Source organism: Gimesia sp., assembly GCF_040219335.1.
Classification (GTDB): Bacteria; Planctomycetota; Planctomycetia; order Planctomycetales; family Planctomycetaceae; genus Gimesia.
The window spans coordinates 467535-489271 of the sequence record NZ_JAVJSQ010000019.1 but is presented as its reverse complement, the minus strand read 5'-3'; the positions used below and the strand labels follow the sequence as shown (position 1 = coordinate 489271).

Genomic DNA, 21737 nt, shown 5'->3' with positions numbered 1-21737 from the left:
TATATCAGTTATTTCTGCCTGCGATTCAGTTTATATCGCCGATTCAACAGACGGCTGCCATATTTTTCCATCGCGGATTCGCATTCGTTCTGCGTCACCGGCTTGCGGAATAATGAACGACCGTGGAAATAACCGGAAAGTAAAGCGGCACTGCCCCAGGCTTTTTCACTGGTTTCGAGTTGTGCCGTCGCTTCAGCAGGTAAGGGGAGGGTCGGCTGTTCCTGTACATATTCTACGTCAGATCCAGGCGTCAGGAGAGGTTGCCAGTCTGAGGTTTCGTCAATCAGGATCTGCAGGAGCAGGTCAATCCGGTCGGAAAGGTCTGCTTCACCCGCGTCCGCCATGACGATCGTCGTTAATTGCTCCAGGTCGCTGAAGGACAACGTCCGCTGCTCCTGGTCTTCAAGTTGGGAATTGATAGTGCTATTCGGCGGGGGCTGCTGCTCTGAACCGGTGGGAGGATTGGACTGTTCCTCGGTGACATCGCTGGCTTTCCCGTTGCGGATATCGACATCCATCAGCAGACGTACCCGCTCTTCACCCGCTTCCTTCAGATAAATCTGGTAGCGGCCGTCAGGCAGTGTGCTGAACAGTTTCGGCAGGTTATCCAGGTCAGATTCCTGCAGCGGCACATCCTCAATCACATCGCCGTTAGGAGCCAGGATCCGCAGGAAGACCAGACGTTCTGCATTCCGATTGGCTTCATTGATGGCCGTTTCCAGCAATTGAGTTTCCCGCATGCTGAACACGGTCTGCTGGAGCGAAGAAGCATCGAGGATCACTTCCTGTTGTGGGAAGATCAGCTGCGGTACCTGGGGAGTCGTATCGATGGCGACAGTCGCCAGGCCCTCACCAGGCGTTTCCAGAACGTCGGCTTCGCTGGTGAAATCGAGAGTGCCATTCCCATCAGAGAAGGTAAACTGCTTATCTCCCTGCATGGTCACCAGGATCGGAATATCAGCGGCAGGGTTTCCCGCATCCGGGTTGGCGGTATAGGTATGCTCAAACACGAACGAACCAGGATCGGAGAAGTTGAACGTCTCCACTGTCCCATCACCCCAGTCGATGGTGATAAAGAAATTCTGTTCGGTAAAGCGTCCGAAGTCGCCAGTGACCGTCGCCAGTCCTGTGGGCTCAATCTGAGGTGTCAGAATATTCCGCAGATCAGGTGGCAGGCCGGCAATTGCCCCCGTTTCAGAATTCATTGTGGTATTGGCATCGATCAAGACACCGCTGTCACCGTGTCCGGAGAGAACTCCGGTCCCCGCAACACTGTGATCGGAGGCGACTCCCGTATCATTGATGGCCAGGAATCCAAAGCCTGCCTGCAGATCGATATTTCCGTTTCCGCCAAAGGCACGCACAGAGGCATTCAGGGTTAAATCCCCGGGCCCCGTCGATTCCAGGCCGATGTTACCACCCGAACCGTTGGTGACCGGGGAATCCACTGTCAGGGGACTGGCGTTCGAGACGAAAATGTCTCCGGCAACGCTTCCCGCATGAGTGATCCCCGCCAGTCCATCGACAGTTCCAATCGTCAGTAGTGCGCCTCCCAGGTCGTTATGAATCAGAACATCGCCGGAAGCGGTATTGTGTGCAGCCAGCAGGGCGACCGCAGTTTCCAGAGCATTCGCAGAGCCAGCACCGGTTGCGCTGCGGATCACCAGTTCATCCGCGATGATGTCGCGGCCACCGGCATCGCCGGCGTCCACAATCCCGCCGTCTGTGGTAGTCAGGCGGGTCAGGGTGGTCGTCATCAACTGGCCAACGGTGATCGAATCCCCGGCCTGGAGATCGACAATTCCCACCCCGGCGTCAAAGATGGTTCCATTTGACATGGTAATACCACCACCTCCGGCCCCGACAGAAGCAGAATCGGCCAGCAGCTTGATTTTCCCATCTGAGGAACTCAAATCGCCCTCACTGCCAAAATTCAGACTGTGCTGTGCGGTCAGGTCAATCGTTCCACCAGCCGTGCTGAAGCTATCGTTGATTTCAATCGAGGAATTAACGCCTGTTGCTGTGACATCAATGGTACCGATACCATCCGTTTCAACAACATTCAGCAGAACGCCAGGATTTTCAAAGAGCAGAGAACCATCCGCTTTCACAGTAATATCAGAGTCCGTAGTTGAGATCTCTTCAAATGATGCAAATTCTTGTCCTGTCTGCTCGTAGTCGATGTCACCGGTCCCCGTTGTCAGCTTCGTGACTCTCACTGATCCGGTCGCGACCGAGGACACGTGGTGCAGGTTCAAATCACCGGTGTTACTGTTGACCGCTAAGGTTCCCGCAGAGACCTCGATCGGATCTGTGTTACCAATCCCGTTGACCGCTTCCAGTGTGATTGAGCCTGATGCCGCATTCAGATCGACTTCCGGGGCACCCTGATCGTCGACCGCGTCATTGATCTCACCAGCGGAAGTGACGGCGATTGCCCCCTCCAGGGCGATAAGATCACCCAGTAGAATGTTACCGAAGTTCAACGTGGAAACATCGATGGCCGGTGTTGCGCCTCCGGTAGACAATGAGGTCAGCGTCAACGTGTCACTCTGGGCATCTCCAGTGTTGGCGACCGTAATCGAACCGTCGACGGTTGTCGCCAGTTCGATGGCCAGGGACTCATCGCCCACCTGTTTCAGATCGATGTTGCCGGTACCGGTAGTGATGCTGGTTGCAGTCACACCCGTTGTCGCGGTGTTGTGCAGCAGGACGTCTCCATCGGTAGTATCTGCTGAGAAGGTATCGACACTCATCTCAAGTGTGTCACCGGTGCCGATCCCTGTAACCGCATTCATATCCAGGCTGGTGGCATGAATGTTGAGTTCACCCGGGACACCATCGTTCTGGTCGATGATCGCCGCCTTGGAATCGAGCAGCACATTGTCAGATACAGTTTCAATCAAGCCGTTGAGCAGGATATTACCTGTGGTGAAGACTTCAATGTCTCCCGCTGTGGACTGGATCAGATCGTGCACAATCAGATCATCCGTCTCGAAAATCCGGATTTCGCCCGCTGTCTGGTTCGTGACATTGATCTGATCGATGTGTGTTTCCAGATGGCCGTTCAGATCGGCCACTTTACCGGCTCCGAGGGACGCGATAATCGTGACCCGGGCTCCCGACTCATTGGCAATCAGGTCTTCTCCCGTGCTGTCGCCGGCGTCTACCAGGCTGGAGTCAGTATCGATCAGAATCGCAGAACTGGTGTTGTTGGTCGTGATAATCTGGCTGAGGACGATGTCATCGCTGGCGATCAGGCTGACTGCCCCATCCCCGGCATTGATGAATGTTCCATCGGCCATGGTGATGCCACCAAACAGGCCTCCCGCTCCATTGTCTGCATCGGCGGTCAGGCTCACGGCCCCCGACGTGCTGGTCAGATTCGTCGTCCCGTTGAAGAGGATATCGTTGGCTGTCGAAATCGTGACCGAGCCAGTATCACTCAGCAGACTATGATTCAGAATCAGATCGGCGTCGGTATTCGTCGTTTCCAGAAACAGTGTACCGGTTCCCAGTGTCTGTACCAGGTCGCTGACAGTGATGCTGCCGGCAGAACTCAACGAAATATTGGTGTCCGTCCCCCCGGTCAGGCTCAGGTTGTCTTCATTGAGGTCAACCAGTTCCAGGGCAGGGGAGTCGTTGTTGATAACGAAATCAGAACCGAGCACAGTACCGTCGAACTGCTGTGCGGTGATATTCACGGTCTCTGCAGAACCGGATTTGAACAGGATGGAGTTCACCGCATTGACGTCGATTGCGCCCCCACCAGCGTCGATAATGTCCGGTGCATCCAGCCGCAGATTCGCAGTCTGCAGACCAGTCGGAACAGTGATGGAAACATCGGAAATAAAGCTGATGGAATCCTGGGTGTTGCTGATACCAGTAGTTGTGGAAGCATCCAGAGCCCCGCCGGTCGCTCTGATATAGGTTGTGCCCGCGGTACCTGTGCCCGCATCCAGGTTGATCAGTTCCGGCGTAGTGCCCGTGTTGTCAATCACGATCTGGTCACCGCTGGTCAGGTTCAGATGGCCCACACTGGTCTGCAAGGGATCAAAGCCATTTGCAGTAAAGACATTCGTAATGCCACCAATATTGCGGCCAGCGACAATCGTCAGCAGGTCGCCACTGGTCAGTTGACTGTCGGTGCTGTCTGAGTCGAGTACGTCCCGGTCGGCGTTCAATGTGATATCAGCCGTATTCTCAGCGGTCAGAGATGTCACCAGAATATCGCTGTCGACTCCGGTTGCTGTCAGAGTGATGCCATTGTTTAAGTCAGAAGACGAGTTGTTCGTAGAAGTAACATCCAGTACTTCAATGGTTCCGGCAGCATTGACGCTGATGAAACCGTCAAACGTCGTGAGTTGCGTCAGCGTAATGCCGTCCACTTCATCGATGCGAAGGCCTCCGGCGTTGGTGTTCACGTCAGCCGTCACGCTGTTGACGTTCGTATCTACGTCGATACCGTCCTGCGTACCACCGGCACTGCTGGATGACATGTTCAAGTCATCGGCGGCGATCCGGTTCGAGTCGGCACCGTTCGTATCCAGAATACCGTCTTCTGCAGTCAGTATGACATCCGCCAGGCCGGTCGCTATAATTGTGGTGACCAGAATGTCGCTGTTGGTTCCGGTGGCATTGAGAGTGATATCGTTATCGTCGCTGTTGGAGTTGTTCTGTGAAACGACCGAAGTTGCTGTAAGACTCGCCGTATTATTCACGGTGATCGCACCGTCAAATGTCGACAGGTCCAGTAACTCGACGGCGATCCCGTTGTCAATCAGCAGATTGCCGACTCCCGAGACGGTCGCGGAAAGCGTGCCGATCTCTGTTTCCAGTGGATTTCCAACACCAATCCCAGTCACGGCGTTCAGAACGGCAGTGGAAGCGACGATATCTGTATGACTGTCACCATTGTCGCTGATCGCAGCCGACAGGGAATCAACATTAACCGTCCCCGTGGTCAGCAGACCAGCCAGAAACACATCCCCGTCTGCAGTCAGGTTAATGGTACCTGTTCCCGCATCAATCAGTGATCCGTCTGTCATCGTAATCGGATTGCCGTTACTGCCCGCTGCATTGTCTGCGATGAGAGTCACGGTGCCGGAGGTTGAATCGATCAGAGCGACACTACCGAGCAGCAGGTCGTCTTCTGCAGTCAGGATGACCGTTCCTGTATTACTTTTCAGTGTGGCATCCAGGTGAATCCCGCTGCCGGAACCCGTCGATTCGCCCAGCAGTTCAATATTTCCAGTACCCGAGGCCGAGACCACTGCGTCATTCGAGATCTCAATTCCATCGTCACCGTTCGAGGTGCCGTTGATCGTGATCTGACCGTTTTCGTTGATCACGATTCCGTTGGTCGTCTCGATCAGTGTGCCCTGTGAGGTTGTTCCTCCGCCCGTTGATTCACCGGTGATGGAAATGGCTCCTGCCGTCGATTGAATCAGGCTCCTGATCTGTACTCCCGCCCGATCTGCAGTCGTTGTTCCTAAAATGGTGATGTCGGCTGCATTAACACCCGCTCCGTTCGAGACAACCTGTGCCTGATCGGAGAGCACAAAACCAGTGCCGTAATCCGTGGTACCAGTGATTCCAATCACACCGTCGGCAGACGTGACATTCGTGCCTGTACCATCAATCAAGACACCATGATTGTCGTTGATTCCCTCTCCCGCGGTCCCATTGATGGTGATCGTGCCGGCATCGATTCCACTGGCTGAGGACGAAACTGTCGTTCCGGAATGTAGGAAGACCCCATGATGATCACTGGTCACGACATCCGCTCCGCCGAAGCCGGTAATCAGGATGTTGCCTGTTCCGGTAGTCGAGATCGTCGCATTGTCTGCCTCTACACCGATGAAATCGCCCATGGTCAAGCCCCCGTCATTGGCCAGCACTGTGATACCGCCGTTGACCGTTTTCAGGTTGCTGCCGCTGTTCAATTTGATATTCCGGTCTGATGTCAGCAGAATCGCACCGGTTCCCAGTGTGCTGATGGTCGTCGCGAGGTCGACAGTCAACGTGTCTGTCGCATCCAGGGTGACTGAACCGGTGGCTGACTGCACGGTTTCCGTGACATTCAGCGTTCCCGTGTTGTGAACTACAATGTCCTGGTCTGCGTCCAGACCATCCTGGGCAGTGATACCCCCAATTGTCAGGGCTCCCGTGTTGTCCAGGAACAGGCCTCCCGTTCCCGCATCTGCTTCGAGGGAGGCAATGGCGGTGTCGATGGCATCCGCAAGCTGACCAATACTCAGATTCGAATTCAGTACGAGTTGGCTGGCGGTCACATTGTTGACGCCTGTGCTGTCGTTGTCCGTAATTCCTCCCAGGGTCGAAGTAATATCGACGCGGCCACCAGTCGTCGTAATGCCGGAGAGGGCAATGTCCCCCGCAGCGGAGATTTGAATCTGTCCCCCCTGTGATTCGACCCGACTGCCGGAATCCATGGTGATACTGCCGACGTTCGAACCATCATTGTCAGCCGTCAGGGTAATGCTTCCACTTGCCTGACTGATGATGCTGGTCGTCGCCGACAGGGTGATGTCATTATCCGCCAGCAGCGTAATACTGCCGTCAGCGCTGGTCAGGTTTGTGTCCAGTTGAATATCGGAGGTTGTACCTTTAGCCGTCAGCAGGATAGAACCGGCACCATTGACTGTCGCATCACCACCGGTGATCGACATCGTTCCGTCCGTAACATTCGCTTCAACAGAGCCTCCACCGGTGCCAGCCGTTGTATCGAGGCTGGTATTCAGTGTGGTGAATCCGGTAACCGCATTGACCGTAATGCTGCCTCCGTATCCGGTGAGCAATGAGCCATTGGAAAGATCGACCTGGCCTGCGTTAGAAGTGACAGCAATGTTCCCTCCCGCAGCAGCACCATTGGTGGTGTCGATTCCAGTGCCTGTCGAGATGACATCCCCGTCAGCCTGTACAATCACGCTGCCACCTTCACCCGTATTGACACCGTTGTCTTCCAGGGTGATACTGCCGGTGGCGTTGATCTTGATGTCTCCCAGAGCATTTACACCATTGTCCCGAGTAATCACATTTCCGTTATGAGCATCAATGGTAATTGCACTCGCAGTTCCGTTGGTGGTGGTCAGCGAACGCGTCAGCACGTTCGCACCATCAATGTCGATTGTCCCCGTACCAGCATCCAGGCTGGACCCGGTTTCCATAGTCACATTGCCGGTGCCGGAAGTGTCTGAATCCGCAGTTACCGTAACAGCCCCATCGGTGCTGACTGCCCCCTTGAGAATCACGTTGTCTCGCGAACTGACCTCGATCGTAATACCGGCTCCGCCCGTCAGTGTCTGATCGAAGGTGATATCGTCCACGGTAGTTGAAGTGAAGACCACGGATGCTCCCAGCGAGACAACGTCGTGGAAGGTCTGCCCGCCGGTCGTGGTGATTGTGCCACCGTTGACTTCCGTCGTGCCATCCACATCGGTCGTCAGACTCGTCAGGGGAGTTGAATTGCCGACCTGGTCATCAAAGATTGTGGCTCCTGCAGTATTAATGTTGAGTGTGTGGGCACCGTTCAACGTCGACTTGAAATTAATCGAACCCGAGGCTGAGCTGGAGAGAACCGTATTGGCTCCCAACAGCACGGCATCGTTGAATAATTGGCCGCCTTCAGTGGCGATGCTGGCCCCGTTAATGAACGTTGTACCGTTGGCATCCGTGGTCAGGCTGGCCAGTTCGTTGGTGTCACCCACGGTCCCATTGAAGGTTGTGTCCCCATTTGTATTCAATTCCAGCGAAAATGTACCGTTCAATCGCTGATTGAAGGTAATTGCGCCACTACCAGTACTGGTGAGGCTAGTATTCGCCCCCAGTTCGACATCGTCGTTGAAGATCTGGTTGCCAGTCGTGTCTATGCTGCCACCATTGATCTGTGTGGTGCCCCCTGCGTTGGTTGTCAAACTGCTGAGTGGGGAGTTACTGCCGATCGCACCATTGAAAATCGTTGTCCCAGCCGTGTCAATCTGCAGATCAATCGCACCATCGACGGAGTCATTGAACTGGATATTGCTTCCGCCGCTGCTGGTGAGCGTGGAATTAGTTACAAAAATGACCGCATTATGGTAAAGCTGAGAACCTGTCGTGGTAACGGTTCCGCCGTTGAAGGTTGTGCTGGTCACTCCGGACGAACTGATTTCCACCGAAGCGGCGTCGATGTCTGCCAGGATATTCACACTTTCTGCGGTGACAAACAGGTCGCCGGTTCCCAGGTTGACCGTACTCTGGAAGGTGACCGGGTCGTCAGCACCAGCGAAGATCGACAGACTGGCACTAAACAGACTGTCCAGCGAATTTACCAGAACAGTATCAATGCCAGCTGGTGTCCCCACACTATCAGTGCGGATTGTGATCGAGTTCGTCGGATTCAGGAACAGTACCGATTCACTAAGCGTCGAATCGATGAATGAATAATTGTCACCAATAACGCCATCGTCGGACAGCGAAATGGTTTCATCAGCATCGGTAAAGTCAAAATCTCGATCAGCCACCAGCAGATTATCCAGAATGGGTTCCAGGCCGGTGAAGGCAATTGTTGTCGAACCATCCGTCATGCTGCTGTCGGAAATGGTGATGATGCCATCTTCTCCTTCCGCAGGCACACTGTCCGGTGTAAAGACATAACCAACCGAATCCGCTTCCAGAGGCGTACTGTGATTGAGGACCAGCGTGTCCCCTGGAATGCCAGCGATTCCCAGCGAGTTACCGTCGTTGTTCTGGGTGCCCCCGTTGAAGGTGATGCCGTCGGTGGGGTTGAAGAACAGGTTGTCGGGCTGATTGACAATCAAGACATCGTCACCCCCCAGACCGTTGAAGGTGATTGAGGTAATGTCAGTAATTGACACGCTGGCCAGAACCAGTTCATTCGGTCCGCCGAAGTCGCGTGTTAACACGAAGGTTGCCGTGTTTTCGCCGGTCAGCGTCAATACCAGTTGATCATCTTCACCCGTTCCGTAGACGACAATATCACCAGACCCGTAGATTCCCGGATATACGGTGGGCAGGTTCTGGAAGGCTCCAATGTGAGGTATGCTGGTGTTTGTATCTGCAGCGAATTCCGAGGAACCGTAGGCGGCCGAGGAACCAAAGCCGATCACGTATTGAGTAGCCAGAGAGTCGGTCGGGATATAATTGGGATCGTTGGCATACGCAAACAGCGGGTCGCCAAACGTGTTGGTAGAATCGAGGGTTACGTTCGAGTCGAGGTCATTCCCGTTAAAGGCGTTGTAGGTCACATTCGCATTCAGCGGTGCAATGACACCGAAACCTTCAATCGGGGGCAGGGGAGGATTCGCCTGCAGGTACAGTGTGATGTTGGTACCACTGTCGCCGGAAACGATTTCGGTTCCCGCAGGATCATCCAGGTTCCAGTGCGCGACCAGACGAGAATCGCCGGTCATGCTGGAAACGCCCGTGTTCATAATCGTGGCACGATCGGTGGAGTCCAGCACATCATTGAACCAGCCGATATCATCCATCAGACCGTCAAAGAAACGCCCACTGTCACCCGGGTCCTGGCCGACATTCATTAATCCATTGACCGTGTCGGTGAAGTGTGTGCTGTCAAATCCGGACAGATTCTCATCGAACGAGGAGAGATAAGGTTGTTCTGAACCATTGATGTAGATGTGCATCTCGCCCGAGTCAGCATCCCACGTATACTGGATGTTGGTCCAGACGCCTCCGTTGACCGACTGGCCTCCCGACTGGATCGTGTAATCTCCGCCATCCTGAGTGCGGCCGTAGAACTGCCCCCCGGAGTTGGTTCGATACTGGAACTCGAAGCCCCCGTTATCAGGACCTTCGAAGAACTGGTTTCGACGGCCTGTCTCATCCATTTTGACCCAGAAGTTCAACGTTCCTTTACGTCCCACATCGAATGAGGCATCCTGGAAGGTTGCGAAATCGTCGATGCCGTCGAATTCGAGGGCACCACCAAAGACACCTGCCGTTTCCTGGAATTCCGGACCAAAAGGCACAATCCCATCGGTGACCAGGTACATCTGAATGCCGCTCACGTTGTCAACGGCGATATCTCCTGAATTCTGATCGAAGTCCCAGTGAGCCACCAGCCGTGCATCTCCGGACAGGGCACTGACGCCGGTCGTGCGGATGGTATCCAGATCGGTCTGTCCGAGTGCCTGATCAAACCAGCCGACATCGTCCATCTTACCGTCAAAGAAGCGGCTGCTGTCGCCCGGGTCGCGTCCGACGTTCATCATTTCATTGATGGTACTGACGGTCGCAGTCCACTGGGCGAGATCCGAATCATAGGTCCCGCTCAGATAACCGACCTCGACACCATCAATGTAAAGGTGCATTTCCGGATTGACGCCGCCATTGAAGTCCCAGGTATATTGGAGATTCTGCCAGACACCGGTCGTCCCGCCCGCACCACCATTCTGAATGATGTAGGTATTGCCGTTTCCGTCATTACGATTAGGGCTGCCGAAGAACTGACCACCACCGTTCGTGCGGTACTGGAACTCCATGCCCCCGTTATTCGGACCTTCGAAGAACTGGTTGCGACGTCCCTGGTCATCCATGTTCACCCAGAAACTGAGAGTACCGGATTCTCCTACATCGAAGTTCGCCGACTGGAAGAGGCCGAAATCATCGACGCCGTCAAATTCCAGGGCACCGCCGAAGACGCCACCGGTAGGATCCCAGGCGGGAGTCGTAGCGGAAGGCTGCGGCCCCTCATAGCTGAAACCATTGAAAATATTATTGGTGATATTCACTGAATTCGCTGGTACTGCGAGGGATGGATCGAAATAGATCCCCCCGGGCTGTGCATAGATTCCGTTTGAGTTCGTCGTGGAAGAATCCTGCCAGTCGAATGTATTGTGATTGACGTCGATACCGTCGGCCGTCATTCCCCGGTTGGTAATCGTGACCGTATAATTCTGGTCGCCGGCTTCCTGAAATGCGCCCGCTTCAAGACCGTTGCCGAAGTAGTTAAAGGAGATCTCACCACTGAAAGCGTGGTTGTTGGGATCACCAAAGGTCCCCTGTGGTCCAATTGCGATAGGTCCCCAGCGGAAATGATTTTCACGGAATTCGTTCCGCGTAATCAGGAAGTTTTCACCGCTGCCCCCGTCTCCGTCGCGGATCGCGGCACGGCCGTAATTCCCTTCGAAGATAGAGTCGGAGACCTCCAGGTTGTTCGCTCCCTCAAAGACGACCGCACTACGGTAATTGTCGCCGAAGAGCAGATTATTCAGTGTGGTGTTGTCTGCATTCGTGTAAACCACGTAGCCTCGATAATCGGTCGCGGAGGTATGCGTCTCCCAGCCCAGCTGGGCTCCTGAGATAGAAACGTTGTTCGCACTGATATTCACGGCGATGTCAAAAGTATTCGTAGGAGCTCCCGCCTTGCGGATTTCGACAACGTCTTTACCGGCTCCGATCAGTGAGACCGATTCATCAATTTCCAGTGTGCCCGTTGTATGATAGATGCCGGCGGCAATGTTGATGATACCACCGGTACCTGCAACATCGACGGCATCCTGAATATCGGCGCCTCCGGCTGATCCCAGTACATTCACGGTCGCAGCATCACCGGAGACGGTCGCTGCAACGAGGTCACCATCCAGGTCGACAGTGTCGGCATTCAAGGCGATACTGGCTGCGGTCAGCACCGTACCATTGGCAACGGTAATCGACTCGACATTCAGTTCCAAGTTTTTCCCGGAGTCGAAAGTCAGACTGCCATTAACGTTCAGGATGTCTGCTGCACCTTCCCCGTTTATGGTCAGTGAAGCAGTAAAATCGCTGGCCAGTGAATTCAGTTCGATCTGGTCAGCGCCATCGCCTGTATTGATCGTCAGCAGACCATCGGGGTTGGTAAACGTCAATAGTTCGCCGGCTGTCGAAGTGACGGTGGTCTGCCCACCGCCGGCATCGCTGATTGTAATGATCTCCGCGACAGCACTGTAATTCAGAGTCACGTTGGTCGTGTTGATCGTTGAGGTGATCGGTTCCAGGCCGCTGTAGGTGATGAAATCAGTGCCTGCACCATCAATGCGGATCGAACCAGAACTGCTGTCAACGAAGAAATACTCAACAGAAGTGGTCGTTCCCAGCAGGTTCAGCACATCCCCCGGGCTGGTCGAGTCCTGGCCTTCGCCATCGTAATCGACAGTGATCCCGGCCGCAGCGAGTGCAGCATCGATGGTCAGACTGTCATCGCCATCCCCGCCGTTCACTGTGATTGAAGTCGTACCTGAGAGAGTACTGGTGCCGATCAATGTCCCGCCCAGACGGTATTCGATGTCCGAACCGTTGACCAGAATTTCAATGTCATCAGCGTTTGCAGTTCCCTGCAGTTCAATGTCGACGGTACCCGTAATCGTGAAGTTTTCAATTTCACTGTAGGTCACAGTAGGGAAGCCGCCGGTAACCGATCCTGAGCCGTTCCCATTATTTGAGACGACTGCCGTTCCGGCTGCGGAAGTATCCACGTGCAGCTCATCACCCAGCGGGTTACTGGTTGGGTCACCGCCGACAATGTTAAAGGCTTCCGCATTCGGAGTGACCTGGAAACTGTCGGCGGCACTGCCTCCGGTCAGGTTCACAAAGTTACTGAAGGTCAGTGTGTTGGTGCTGTTGTAAATGTTGACGCCATTCAGTGTCCAGGTGGCGGCACTGTCTATCCCCGTCAGCGTGTTACTGCCGCTGCCCCCGGTGAGCACGTCGATATTTGCGAAGCTGACGGACTTGGCAGATTCACTGCCAGCGAAGCCGTCAATTCCCCCGAGTGCACTGAGCGTGACGTTCAAATCGGAAGAATAGTTGTCGAGGTTCAGATGATCTTCGCCGGCTTCACCATCGATCGTTCCGTTCAGAGTAGACCCATTATTGCTGAAGCGGAAGACATCCGCCCCCTGACCGCCCAGCAAATCGAGCGTATGCGATCCGTTGATGTTGAACTGGTCAACATCATTGCCCCCCTGGAGGGTTTCAAAACTGGAGAAGGAGAGGGAAGTCCCGCTGCCGTAGACGCTCGCCGGCTGAATCGACCACGTAGCGGCCGCGTTCTGTCCGGTCAGTTTATCGGCAGTTCCCGATCCTGCGGTGATGTTGTTGATATTGTCAAACCCGCCACTGATCGACGCCTCGGTTCCCTGGAATCCGTCAAAGGTTCCGTTGGCAACAAGAACCACGTCAATCGAAGAGGTCAGGGCACTGAAATCGATCTGGTCGGCACCCGCCTGACCGTCAATTGTTCCCGTCAGGGTTGCGCCATCCGCAAAAGCGAAGACATCGTTACCGGAATTACCTGAGAGATTCAAAGACTGGCTGCCGCTGATATTGAACTCATCAACGTCGGTTCCCCCGGTCAGATTCTCAAAATCACTGAAGTTCAGCGTGTTCGATGCTGTGTACTGATTCGTGCCATCCAGCGACCAGGCTGCAGCCGCATTGATCCCTGTCAGGGCATCAGTGTTGCTGCTCCCCTGAATCGTGTCGATATTATCAAAATCAGCTAAAGTGGAAGCTTCCGACCCTGTAAAGCCATCGGTTGCTCCTGTTGTTGACAAAGTGAGATCGAGACTGAATGTAGACGTTGAATAGTCCAGAATGTCACCGCCGCCCAGGCCGTCGATGCTGCCTGTGATCTGGCCACTACCGCTGAACTGGAATGTGTCGCTGCCTGTCGATCCAGCCAGGTGATTGAAACCATCAAAGTCAATCCCGGAGACCGATCCCTGGTTGGTACCATTGATCAGGTAAGTGGTGCCTGCACTCAGTCCGCTGATGGCATCCTGTGTGTCGTCTCCACTGAGGCTTTCGATCGTGTTAAACAGATTCACGCCTGAGGCACTGCTGGTTTGCAGATCGACAGTCACAGCACTGGTCACAGCTGAGAAGTCAATGTGATCCGTTCCGTCCCCTCCGCTGAGGGTACCGGTAAGCTGTCCGCCATCCTGGAAGGTGAAGGTGTCGGCGCCCGCGTTCCCCGTCAGATTCTCCACGTTGCTGAAATTGACGGTACCAGAGAGCAGGCTGCCGGAGTTCAAGCCATTGATGAGCCAGTCGGTCGTCTGATCGGCACTGACCAGCGTATTCGATCCCCCCGCACCATTAAAGCTGATGCCACTTGGTGGCAGAATAGTGTCGACGCTCATATCCAGCCGTACGGTATTATCGGAACCATTTCCGGTGATGATAATACTGGAGACCTTATCGAACTCATGTGAAGGCACGATCTCGTTGGAAGTGCCCGTTTCCAGAATGCGCAACTGACTGCCGTCCCGAATGATCGTAATGTCATTGCTGGACCAGTCGCCGGCAGTCACGACCATACTTTCCACGAGGTCATTCAGGTTGATCGTCACAGTCGCGGTGGCGGTAGAGCCCTTGTTGTCATCGACAATCACGTCCAGTGTGTAACTGGGATTGGTTTCAAAGTTGAGCAGACTCTGATCAGCAACAATGATCTGCCCTGTAGAAGTAATATCAAACGCAGCAGAACCTGTGCCTCCTGCTTCGGTGAAGGTCAGGGTGTCTCCCGGTTGATCAGCATCACTGGCAACAATCAGCGCGCCGACCAATGTGCCGTTGGCTGCGTTCTCATCGACTTCGCGAGTCTGGTTGGCGATAACCGGATCATTGTCATTCAGCGGATTGAGATTGATGGTGATTGTTGCGGTATCGGTTGCGTTCACACCATCCGACACCAGAATGTCCAGAGTGAAGGACGTTGTCGTTTCGTAGTCGAGCAGGCTCTGGTCAGCGACGACAATCTGACCACTGGGAGAAATGTCAAACGCTGCTGTGCCGGTGCCCCCGACTTCTGTAAAAGTCAGTGTGTCGTTCGGCAGGTCGTCATCTGAAGCGACGATTGCAGCACCAACAGAAGTTCCATTGGTCGAATTTTCGTCGATATCACGAACCTGATCCAGAACAACCGGGGTATTATCGTTGACAGGGTTCAGAATGATTGCGATGGATGCGGTATCAAATGCGCCGGAATCATCTGTCACCTTGATCAGTGGATAAAATGCAACCGTCGATTCGTAATCCAATTGCGCCTGATCGATAACGGTAATTTCTCCACTGCTGCTCACAGCGAAGGCAGTTGCTCCGGATCCACCAATCAGACTGAATGTAATATTGTCCGGCGGAGCATCAGGGTCAGTTGCCAGAATTGTGCCGACTGAAGTTGTATTGGGACTATTTTCATCAATGTGAAATGACTGGAATGTCGTATCGGGCGGTGAATTGACCGTCAATACAACATCATTACCATCTCCGCCCTGATAAGTGATATAGACCTGGTTGCCGTTGAAACTGAACAAGGTCCCTTCGGCCAGTCCGGCGAAATTGCCTGTGACTGCATCGACATCATCATTGTCAATCAGCAGGAACTGGTCACCGGCAGCGGCCGTAAAAGAACTGCTGATATTCAGCGTCGCTCCGGTCAAATCGATTTCGCCTGCCACTTGGATCTGGTCGTACTCTGAGCCCGCTGTCGTACCATTGATTTCAATATTGAGATCTGCATCTGCGTCGAGTGTCAGGTCGCCTGTACTGAGGATTCCCGGACTTGATCCCGGCACCAGGGTTGCATCGGCATTGATGGTCACGGGCGCTGAGATGCTGCCGGAACCACCCAGGGTGGCACCGGTCGCGACGATCACTTCCGATGTCGCCAGGGTTCCCTCAACTTTGAGAACGCCGTCCTGCACGTTGGTGGCACCCGTAAACGAGCTGTTTCCGGAAAGAATGACTTCCCCCGCACCAGCGATCGTCAGGCTTCCGTCACCGGAGATACCACCTTCAAACGTAGCTGAGGTCGAAATCGCCTGATTCAGAGTCAGCGAACTGGCAGGACCTCCCAGCAGCACACTCCCCGTCCCGGTCAGGGAGGTGAGAGAGACAGAGAACCCGTTCAGATCCAGCACACTGGTTGCAGACGTCAGATCGACGCTGGATGTATCAGGAATCGCAGCTGACTGGGCCAGTTGCAGGGTACCGTCGTTGACAGTGGTCGATCCGATGTATCCGTTTAAAGCGTCCAGGATGACAGTCCCCGAACCGTTCTTGATGAGGTTATTCCCGTTCAACTGAGCTTTGACACTGCCGGAGCGGAGATCCAGATCAGACTGGGACGTCAAGATGCCCCCGGTCGCGATGACGGTACCATCTTCCAGCGTGAACTGTGCGATGGTTTCATCGAAGCTGCCCAGATCGAGTGTGGCGCCACCAGAGAGAGTCAGCGCGACACTGTCGTCGAGCAGGTCACTACCGGCAAGTTGATAGGTGTCACCAGCCTGACCAGACAGAATCAGATCGGTCGGGGCAAAGCTGGCGTCATAGGAATCGAGTTCAACAATCGACGCACCACCGGCTGTAGTAATTTGCAGGGAGTCTGCTGGAGAAGCGAATGTCGTCAGCTCGAAGCTGCTGCTCAGGCTGCGAATCTGCATTTCTCCCGGCAGAGCGGCATTTTCCAGAATCGCATCGGTCGTGGCAGTGGGGAGATTGATGACGACGTTGTTAGCCGTATTACTTCCGCCGAACACCGGTTCCAGACCGGTGTAGCTGATTTCCGTAACTGCATTTCCGCTGAAATCGACGGCACCGGCACCCGGACCAGTCAGGTTGTGAGTAACGGTATCAAAGGTGCCCCCGAAGAATTCAAGAGCGTCATTGCCTCCCAGACCACCGTCAAATGAGATTGAAAGCTGAGTCAGCTGGGCATCGCCGTAATTGAGTGCGAGCAGATCAGTCTCACCGTCGGCTCCCTGGATCTGGATCGAATTCAAGCCGGTCAGGGAAGTGGAAAAGAGCAGGGCGTTCGCGTTGTTTCGATCGAGGATCTCGACATCATTGCCATTGATTTGTACGGCAAACGAATCATCAGCACCGATTTGATTCTGCAATACGACATTCAACTGGTCTCCGACCCGGTCGTACTGTCCCAGGTAGGTGACCGTAGACTGGGTGCTGAAGTCAGGAGCACCAGCGGTTCCAAGCTGGATTTCAATGCCGATTTTTACATCACCGCTAAAACCGGTCAGATCCAGTGAGTCTGGGATGATCAGGTCATTCTGCCCCAAGAATTGAATTGATTGTGATGTATCGACGCCCGTAACGAGAATGGAGTTAATTTGCGTTGCATCAAACTGCATGATGCTGTCGGGCAGGCCCAGACCATCGTCGACCTGAATCGTAGCGCCGCCATCAACGACGGAGACGGTCGCTTCATCGTTGGCAGCATCAAGGTTAATCTGCAGAACATCGCTGGCGGCACCTGAGAGGCCAGCATCCACGTTCAAAACGATACGTTCTTCCAGACGTACCAGTTCCAGTCCTGCGTGACTGTCAGCGCGGAGTGAATTGAACTCGAGATTAGGGGCAGGGGGAGTCTTGCCGAGGCATCGATTCAGCCATTCTAAAAATCGCACGTTGAGATGCTCCTTCGAGTTCCTTGTAATGCACAGAAAATTAATGGCATGAGTTCGCGAATACCATTCAAGAGGCAATACAGTAGAGGGGAACACAAACAGGGAGCGTTTTACGCACACCGACCCTGCATTTCTGCGAAAACCACGTTACCCCTGGCCGACATGTGCACCTGCGATCAGGTCGATGGTGTTGCAGAAAGACTCCCCACATTATCTTTGCTCACTAAAAGGTATGTCAATCATTTTTAACGGAGCAGAATCATCTGTCAAAAATGGAAAGCTGCTGTCTTCATAAGTAATACAGCCGTTTTAATCATGTTATCTGAACCGCGACTCCAGTCATGATTGATCAGTGTGCCTTAACCGGACTAATCTTCCTACGTATAGGAACTGATAAAATACGAACGTTGTTCGAGCACAAATTGAATAATCACACTGAAAGAAGGGGGAATAACGGGATTCACCTGCAGAGAGTAACTGTATGTCCATTGGATTTGGCCTTAATACTGGATTCTCTGAATGACTGGGGGGTTTGCAATGACCTTACGACTCAGTCAGACACTGATGTCCCCGGGGCACTCCCAGAGCCGATAACTGAGAATGAGTACTCCTGTTTCTACGAATTCGTATCTGATATTCAGTTCTTAAGTACTGTGATATCAACTGTTTATTCACTGGAGCGCCTGTTTTGGTTCGGTTGACCGTCAAATCGTCTCGATTACTGCTCTGTCTCAGCTGTCTGGTTTTCAGCGGTTGTGCAGTCAATCACGGCGCGCATTTTTCAGTCGCTCCCGAATATGACAAAGTGAAAATGTCTGCACTCGCGCAAGCCGCAGCCTCCCGCAGACAGTTATCACCAGATAAGACGCTTGACGACGTAAAATCTGACCAGATCACGATTACCGGCTTCAATAAATTCCAGGTTTCAGAGAAAACCAGTCCGAAACCGGTTTCTAAACCCGTTGAACTTCCTCCGTTGCCGGAATCACGAGAACTCACCATCGAATTCGATGAAACAAAGGATTTCCAGCCGATCGAGCTGACAGGGATCCGCTTCCCTCAGCCTGCACCAGCTGTCGATCCAGAGCCAGAAACTCCCGTTGTTGCTCAGAAGCCAGTGATCACGACGACGGAAGAACCAGAATTTCACTTTATTCAGCAGCAGACACAACCGGCTCCTGTACCGCCTGCACCCGATTCTCCGATGACGCCAGCACCGACGAATCCGCCTGCCGCAAAGAAAGCACCCCGACTGGTGGAACTGGGATTAAAGCCTTTAACGTCGCTGACTCTGAATACCAAACCACCCACAGGTGACCTGCCCACCAACACGGCAGCCGAGCACCTGGCTGACATTCCTGCGGAAAAAGTGACGATGGGCACCACCCGCGACTGGCAGCTCATGAATAAAGACTGGGTTGCAGCAGCGGTTCCACACAATCCGCTCTACTTCGAAGAACCTTACCTCGAACGGTATGGCTATAACTACGGTCCTGCGATTCAACCATTCATTTCTGCAGGTCGTTTCTTCGGTCGCATTCCCGCACTGCCTTACATGATTGGTGCATACCCGCTGTATGAGTGCCAGTACACTCTGGGCTATGAAAAACCAGGAAACTGTCCCCCTTATCAGGTTGAGCGGCTTCCGCTCAGTGCTCGCGGTGCTCTGTTTGAGAGCTTAACCGTTACCGGCCTTGTCTTCCTGATTCCCTGATCGTATCAGATCAGTTGCATTTCCTGCTGCATGAACTCTGACAGACGCTCTGCATTCACAGTAACACCCAACCCTGGTCCTTTCAGCGCGGGCGCTCTGCCCCCCCATTGAAACGAGATCTCCTCATTGATGATGTTCTGTCTCAGCAGATAGCGATCAAAGCTCCCCTCCAGAAACTCGATTCCCCTGATATGGCTGGCAAATTGCCTGCCTGCTGCCGAGAGAACGCCTGTCTCTCCCACCTGGCAACCCAGTTGACAGTAGATCCCTGCCTGCTGTGCGAGACGGGCAATTTGAAACGTGGGAATCAACCCACCCAGCTTGGAAATCCGTAAATTGAAGGCGTCACAGTACCCCTCGGCGATCGCCCGTTCTGCATCCTGATAGCTGCACAATGACTCATCGAGCATCACCCAGGCTTTCAATTGTCCGTGAATGCCCTTCAAGTCTGTGAGAGAAGCATGGGCCACTGGTTGTTCGATCGACTGGATCTCCAGCGTACTCAAAGCAGCATCGTATGCTTCCAGTTCAGAGCGGCTCCAGGCTTCATTAGCGTCAATCCGCAGCCCCATGCGGCGGCCTGTCAGACGGCGGACTTTCCGGAGCAGTGCCAGATCATCGCAGCCAGGCATGCCAACTTTGATTTTGCACTGACGAAAGCCCGTCAGACGATAGAGTAACGATAATAAAGTCTGTTTGACCGGTTTCATTGATGTCAGCACGGCACTGTAACGCACTTCGGGAAGCTGCTGAGTCAGTGTCTGCCCCTCATCCAGACACGTCAGCGCTTCCGAGATGGGAACATTGAGAGAGTGGGTTGCCGCATCCAGCAGGCTCAGCTCCAATGCACAACGGGCGGCATTTCCCAGGCAGCCCCGTGACTCATATGCGGCTGGTCCATCAAGCGGCGCTGCGAGCTTCAAAGAAAGACAAAGTGACACCATTTCCGCGGCACTGTCCCACCGCCAGTCCGTCAGCGGCCGAAAATCGGTCGCCTGGTATTGTGATAGCACCGAATCGGCGGTATCCCCGGTCACGTAGGGGCGGGGCACAGATTCCCCCCAGCCCACGGTGCCATCCTCCAGCTCACAGCGGACCAGGATCGACTCCGATTCCGTCCTGCTGTATGAAGCGTGCGTCACCTTACGCTTCAGCGGAACATGGATGCGATAAGCCTTCAGGCTGGCGATTTTCATGTGGACCGGGTTAAACCTTCAATAACTCTTTGCTGGATTGCGAGATACGCGCGATTTGGGGGTGACAGCGTTTCTGAAAACTGCTATGAAACCTCTATTCTGAACGGATTTAGAATTTTTCGCAACATGGAGGCGACTGTGGGTGTTCCCCTTTCCCAGATGTGGACTGTAGCAAAATATGTCGTAACGCAACGACTCAAAGGCGTCAAACGCTATCCCCTGGTGCTGATGCTGGAACCCTTGTTCCGCTGCAATCTGGCCTGTGCCGGCTGTGGGAAGATCCAGTTCCCCGCGAATATTCTCAAGCAGAATTTGAGCCCCGAAAAGTGCTTCCAGGCAGTCGAAGAGTGTGGTGCTCCCATCGTTTCGATCCCCGGCGGTGAACCACTGTTGCACCCCCAGATGCCGGAAATCGTTGCGGGTCTGGTTGCCCGTAAGAAATTCGTCTATCTCTGCACGAATGCGATTCTGCTCGAAAAACATCTGGAAAACTATCCTCCTTCGAAGTATCTCACATTTTCCATTCACCTGGATGGCATCAAGGAAGATCACGATGCAGCCGTCTGTCGTGAAGGGATCTACGATAAAGCGATCAGCGCGATTAAAGCCGCTGTGAAAGCAGGGCACCGGGTCACAACCAATTCCACCCTGTTCAACAATGCCGATCCGGAACGCGTGCGGCAGATGTTTGATCAACTCGCCGAACTGGGCATCGAAAGCATGATGCTCTCCCCGGGATACCAGTACGAAAAAGCCCCCGACCAGGAGCATTTTCTCAAACGGAATCAGACGGTTTCGATGTTCCGCCGGATTCTGTCCGCCCCGAAAAAGGCCTGGAAGTTCAATCATTCGCCATTATTTCTCGAGTTCCTCAAAGGGAACTGGGAACTGGAATGCACCCCCTGGGGGAACCCGACCTATAACATCTTCGGCTGGCAGAAACCCTGCTATCTGCTGGAAGAGGGCTACGCCGAAACCTTCGAAGAGCTGATGTCATCCACCAGCTGGGAAGCATATGGCCGTAAGAGCGGCAATGAAAAATGCCGGGACTGCATGGTGCACTGCGGACACGAGCCGACGGCGGTCGACCAGACTTTCTCCTCCTGGAAAGGCTTCATGAAAGTCGTCTCGCTGACCCTGTTCGGGTCGAAGGATAACCAGCAGCCTCTTCCCACATCGGAACCGATCCCGGCTCCTCACTATACCGTCAGCGACCGCGATCTGTATCAGCTGGAACTCCCGGCCGAAGACGAGTCCTGTGAGTCAGAAACCGAAGCACTCGTGGAACGCTGAACTCTACAACCGCAAAATAATCAGACAGGTCTTTCGACTGAAGGTGTCCTCTCTCATAAGTTTGGGGGGACACCTTTTTTCATGCTT

Annotated in this window: 4 protein-coding genes; 2 read left to right on the top strand and 2 right to left on the bottom strand. The window is 53.9% G+C overall.

The features are described 5' to 3' along the window. Positions 1–8: 8 nt before the first annotated feature. The gene (locus RID21_RS16985; RefSeq protein ID WP_350190840.1) at positions 9–17447 is read right to left on the bottom strand and encodes a LamG-like jellyroll fold domain-containing protein; all 17439 of its coding nucleotides are present in this window, start codon (positions 17445–17447) and stop codon (positions 9–11) included. A 688-nt stretch (positions 17448–18135) separates the two neighbouring features. On the opposite strand from RID21_RS16985, the gene RID21_RS16980 reads away from it, so the two are divergent. Further along, positions 18136–19161, top strand: coding sequence for a hypothetical protein (locus RID21_RS16980; protein WP_350190838.1), 1026 nt, complete (start codon positions 18136–18138; stop codon positions 19159–19161). A 5-nt stretch (positions 19162–19166) separates the two neighbouring features. Here RID21_RS16980 and RID21_RS16975 read toward each other — a convergent pair whose 3' ends face one another. Beyond that, positions 19167–20357 (bottom strand): enolase C-terminal domain-like protein, encoded by a 1191-nt coding sequence (locus RID21_RS16975; RefSeq protein WP_350190836.1) that lies wholly within the window; start codon positions 20355–20357, stop codon positions 19167–19169. A 138-nt stretch (positions 20358–20495) separates the two neighbouring features. On the opposite strand from RID21_RS16975, the gene hpnH reads away from it, so the two are divergent. Next, the gene (hpnH, locus tag RID21_RS16970; RefSeq protein WP_350190834.1) at positions 20496–21650 is read left to right on the top strand and encodes an adenosyl-hopene transferase HpnH; all 1155 of its coding nucleotides are present in this window, start codon (positions 20496–20498) and stop codon (positions 21648–21650) included. Positions 21651–21737 lie beyond the last annotated feature (87 nt).

Excerpts from the sequence above, each read along its gene's own strand:
- RID21_RS16975 (WP_350190836.1), bottom strand. The coding sequence starts at position 20,357 with ATGAAAATCGCCAGCCTGAAGGCTTATCGCATCCATGTTCCGCTGAAG.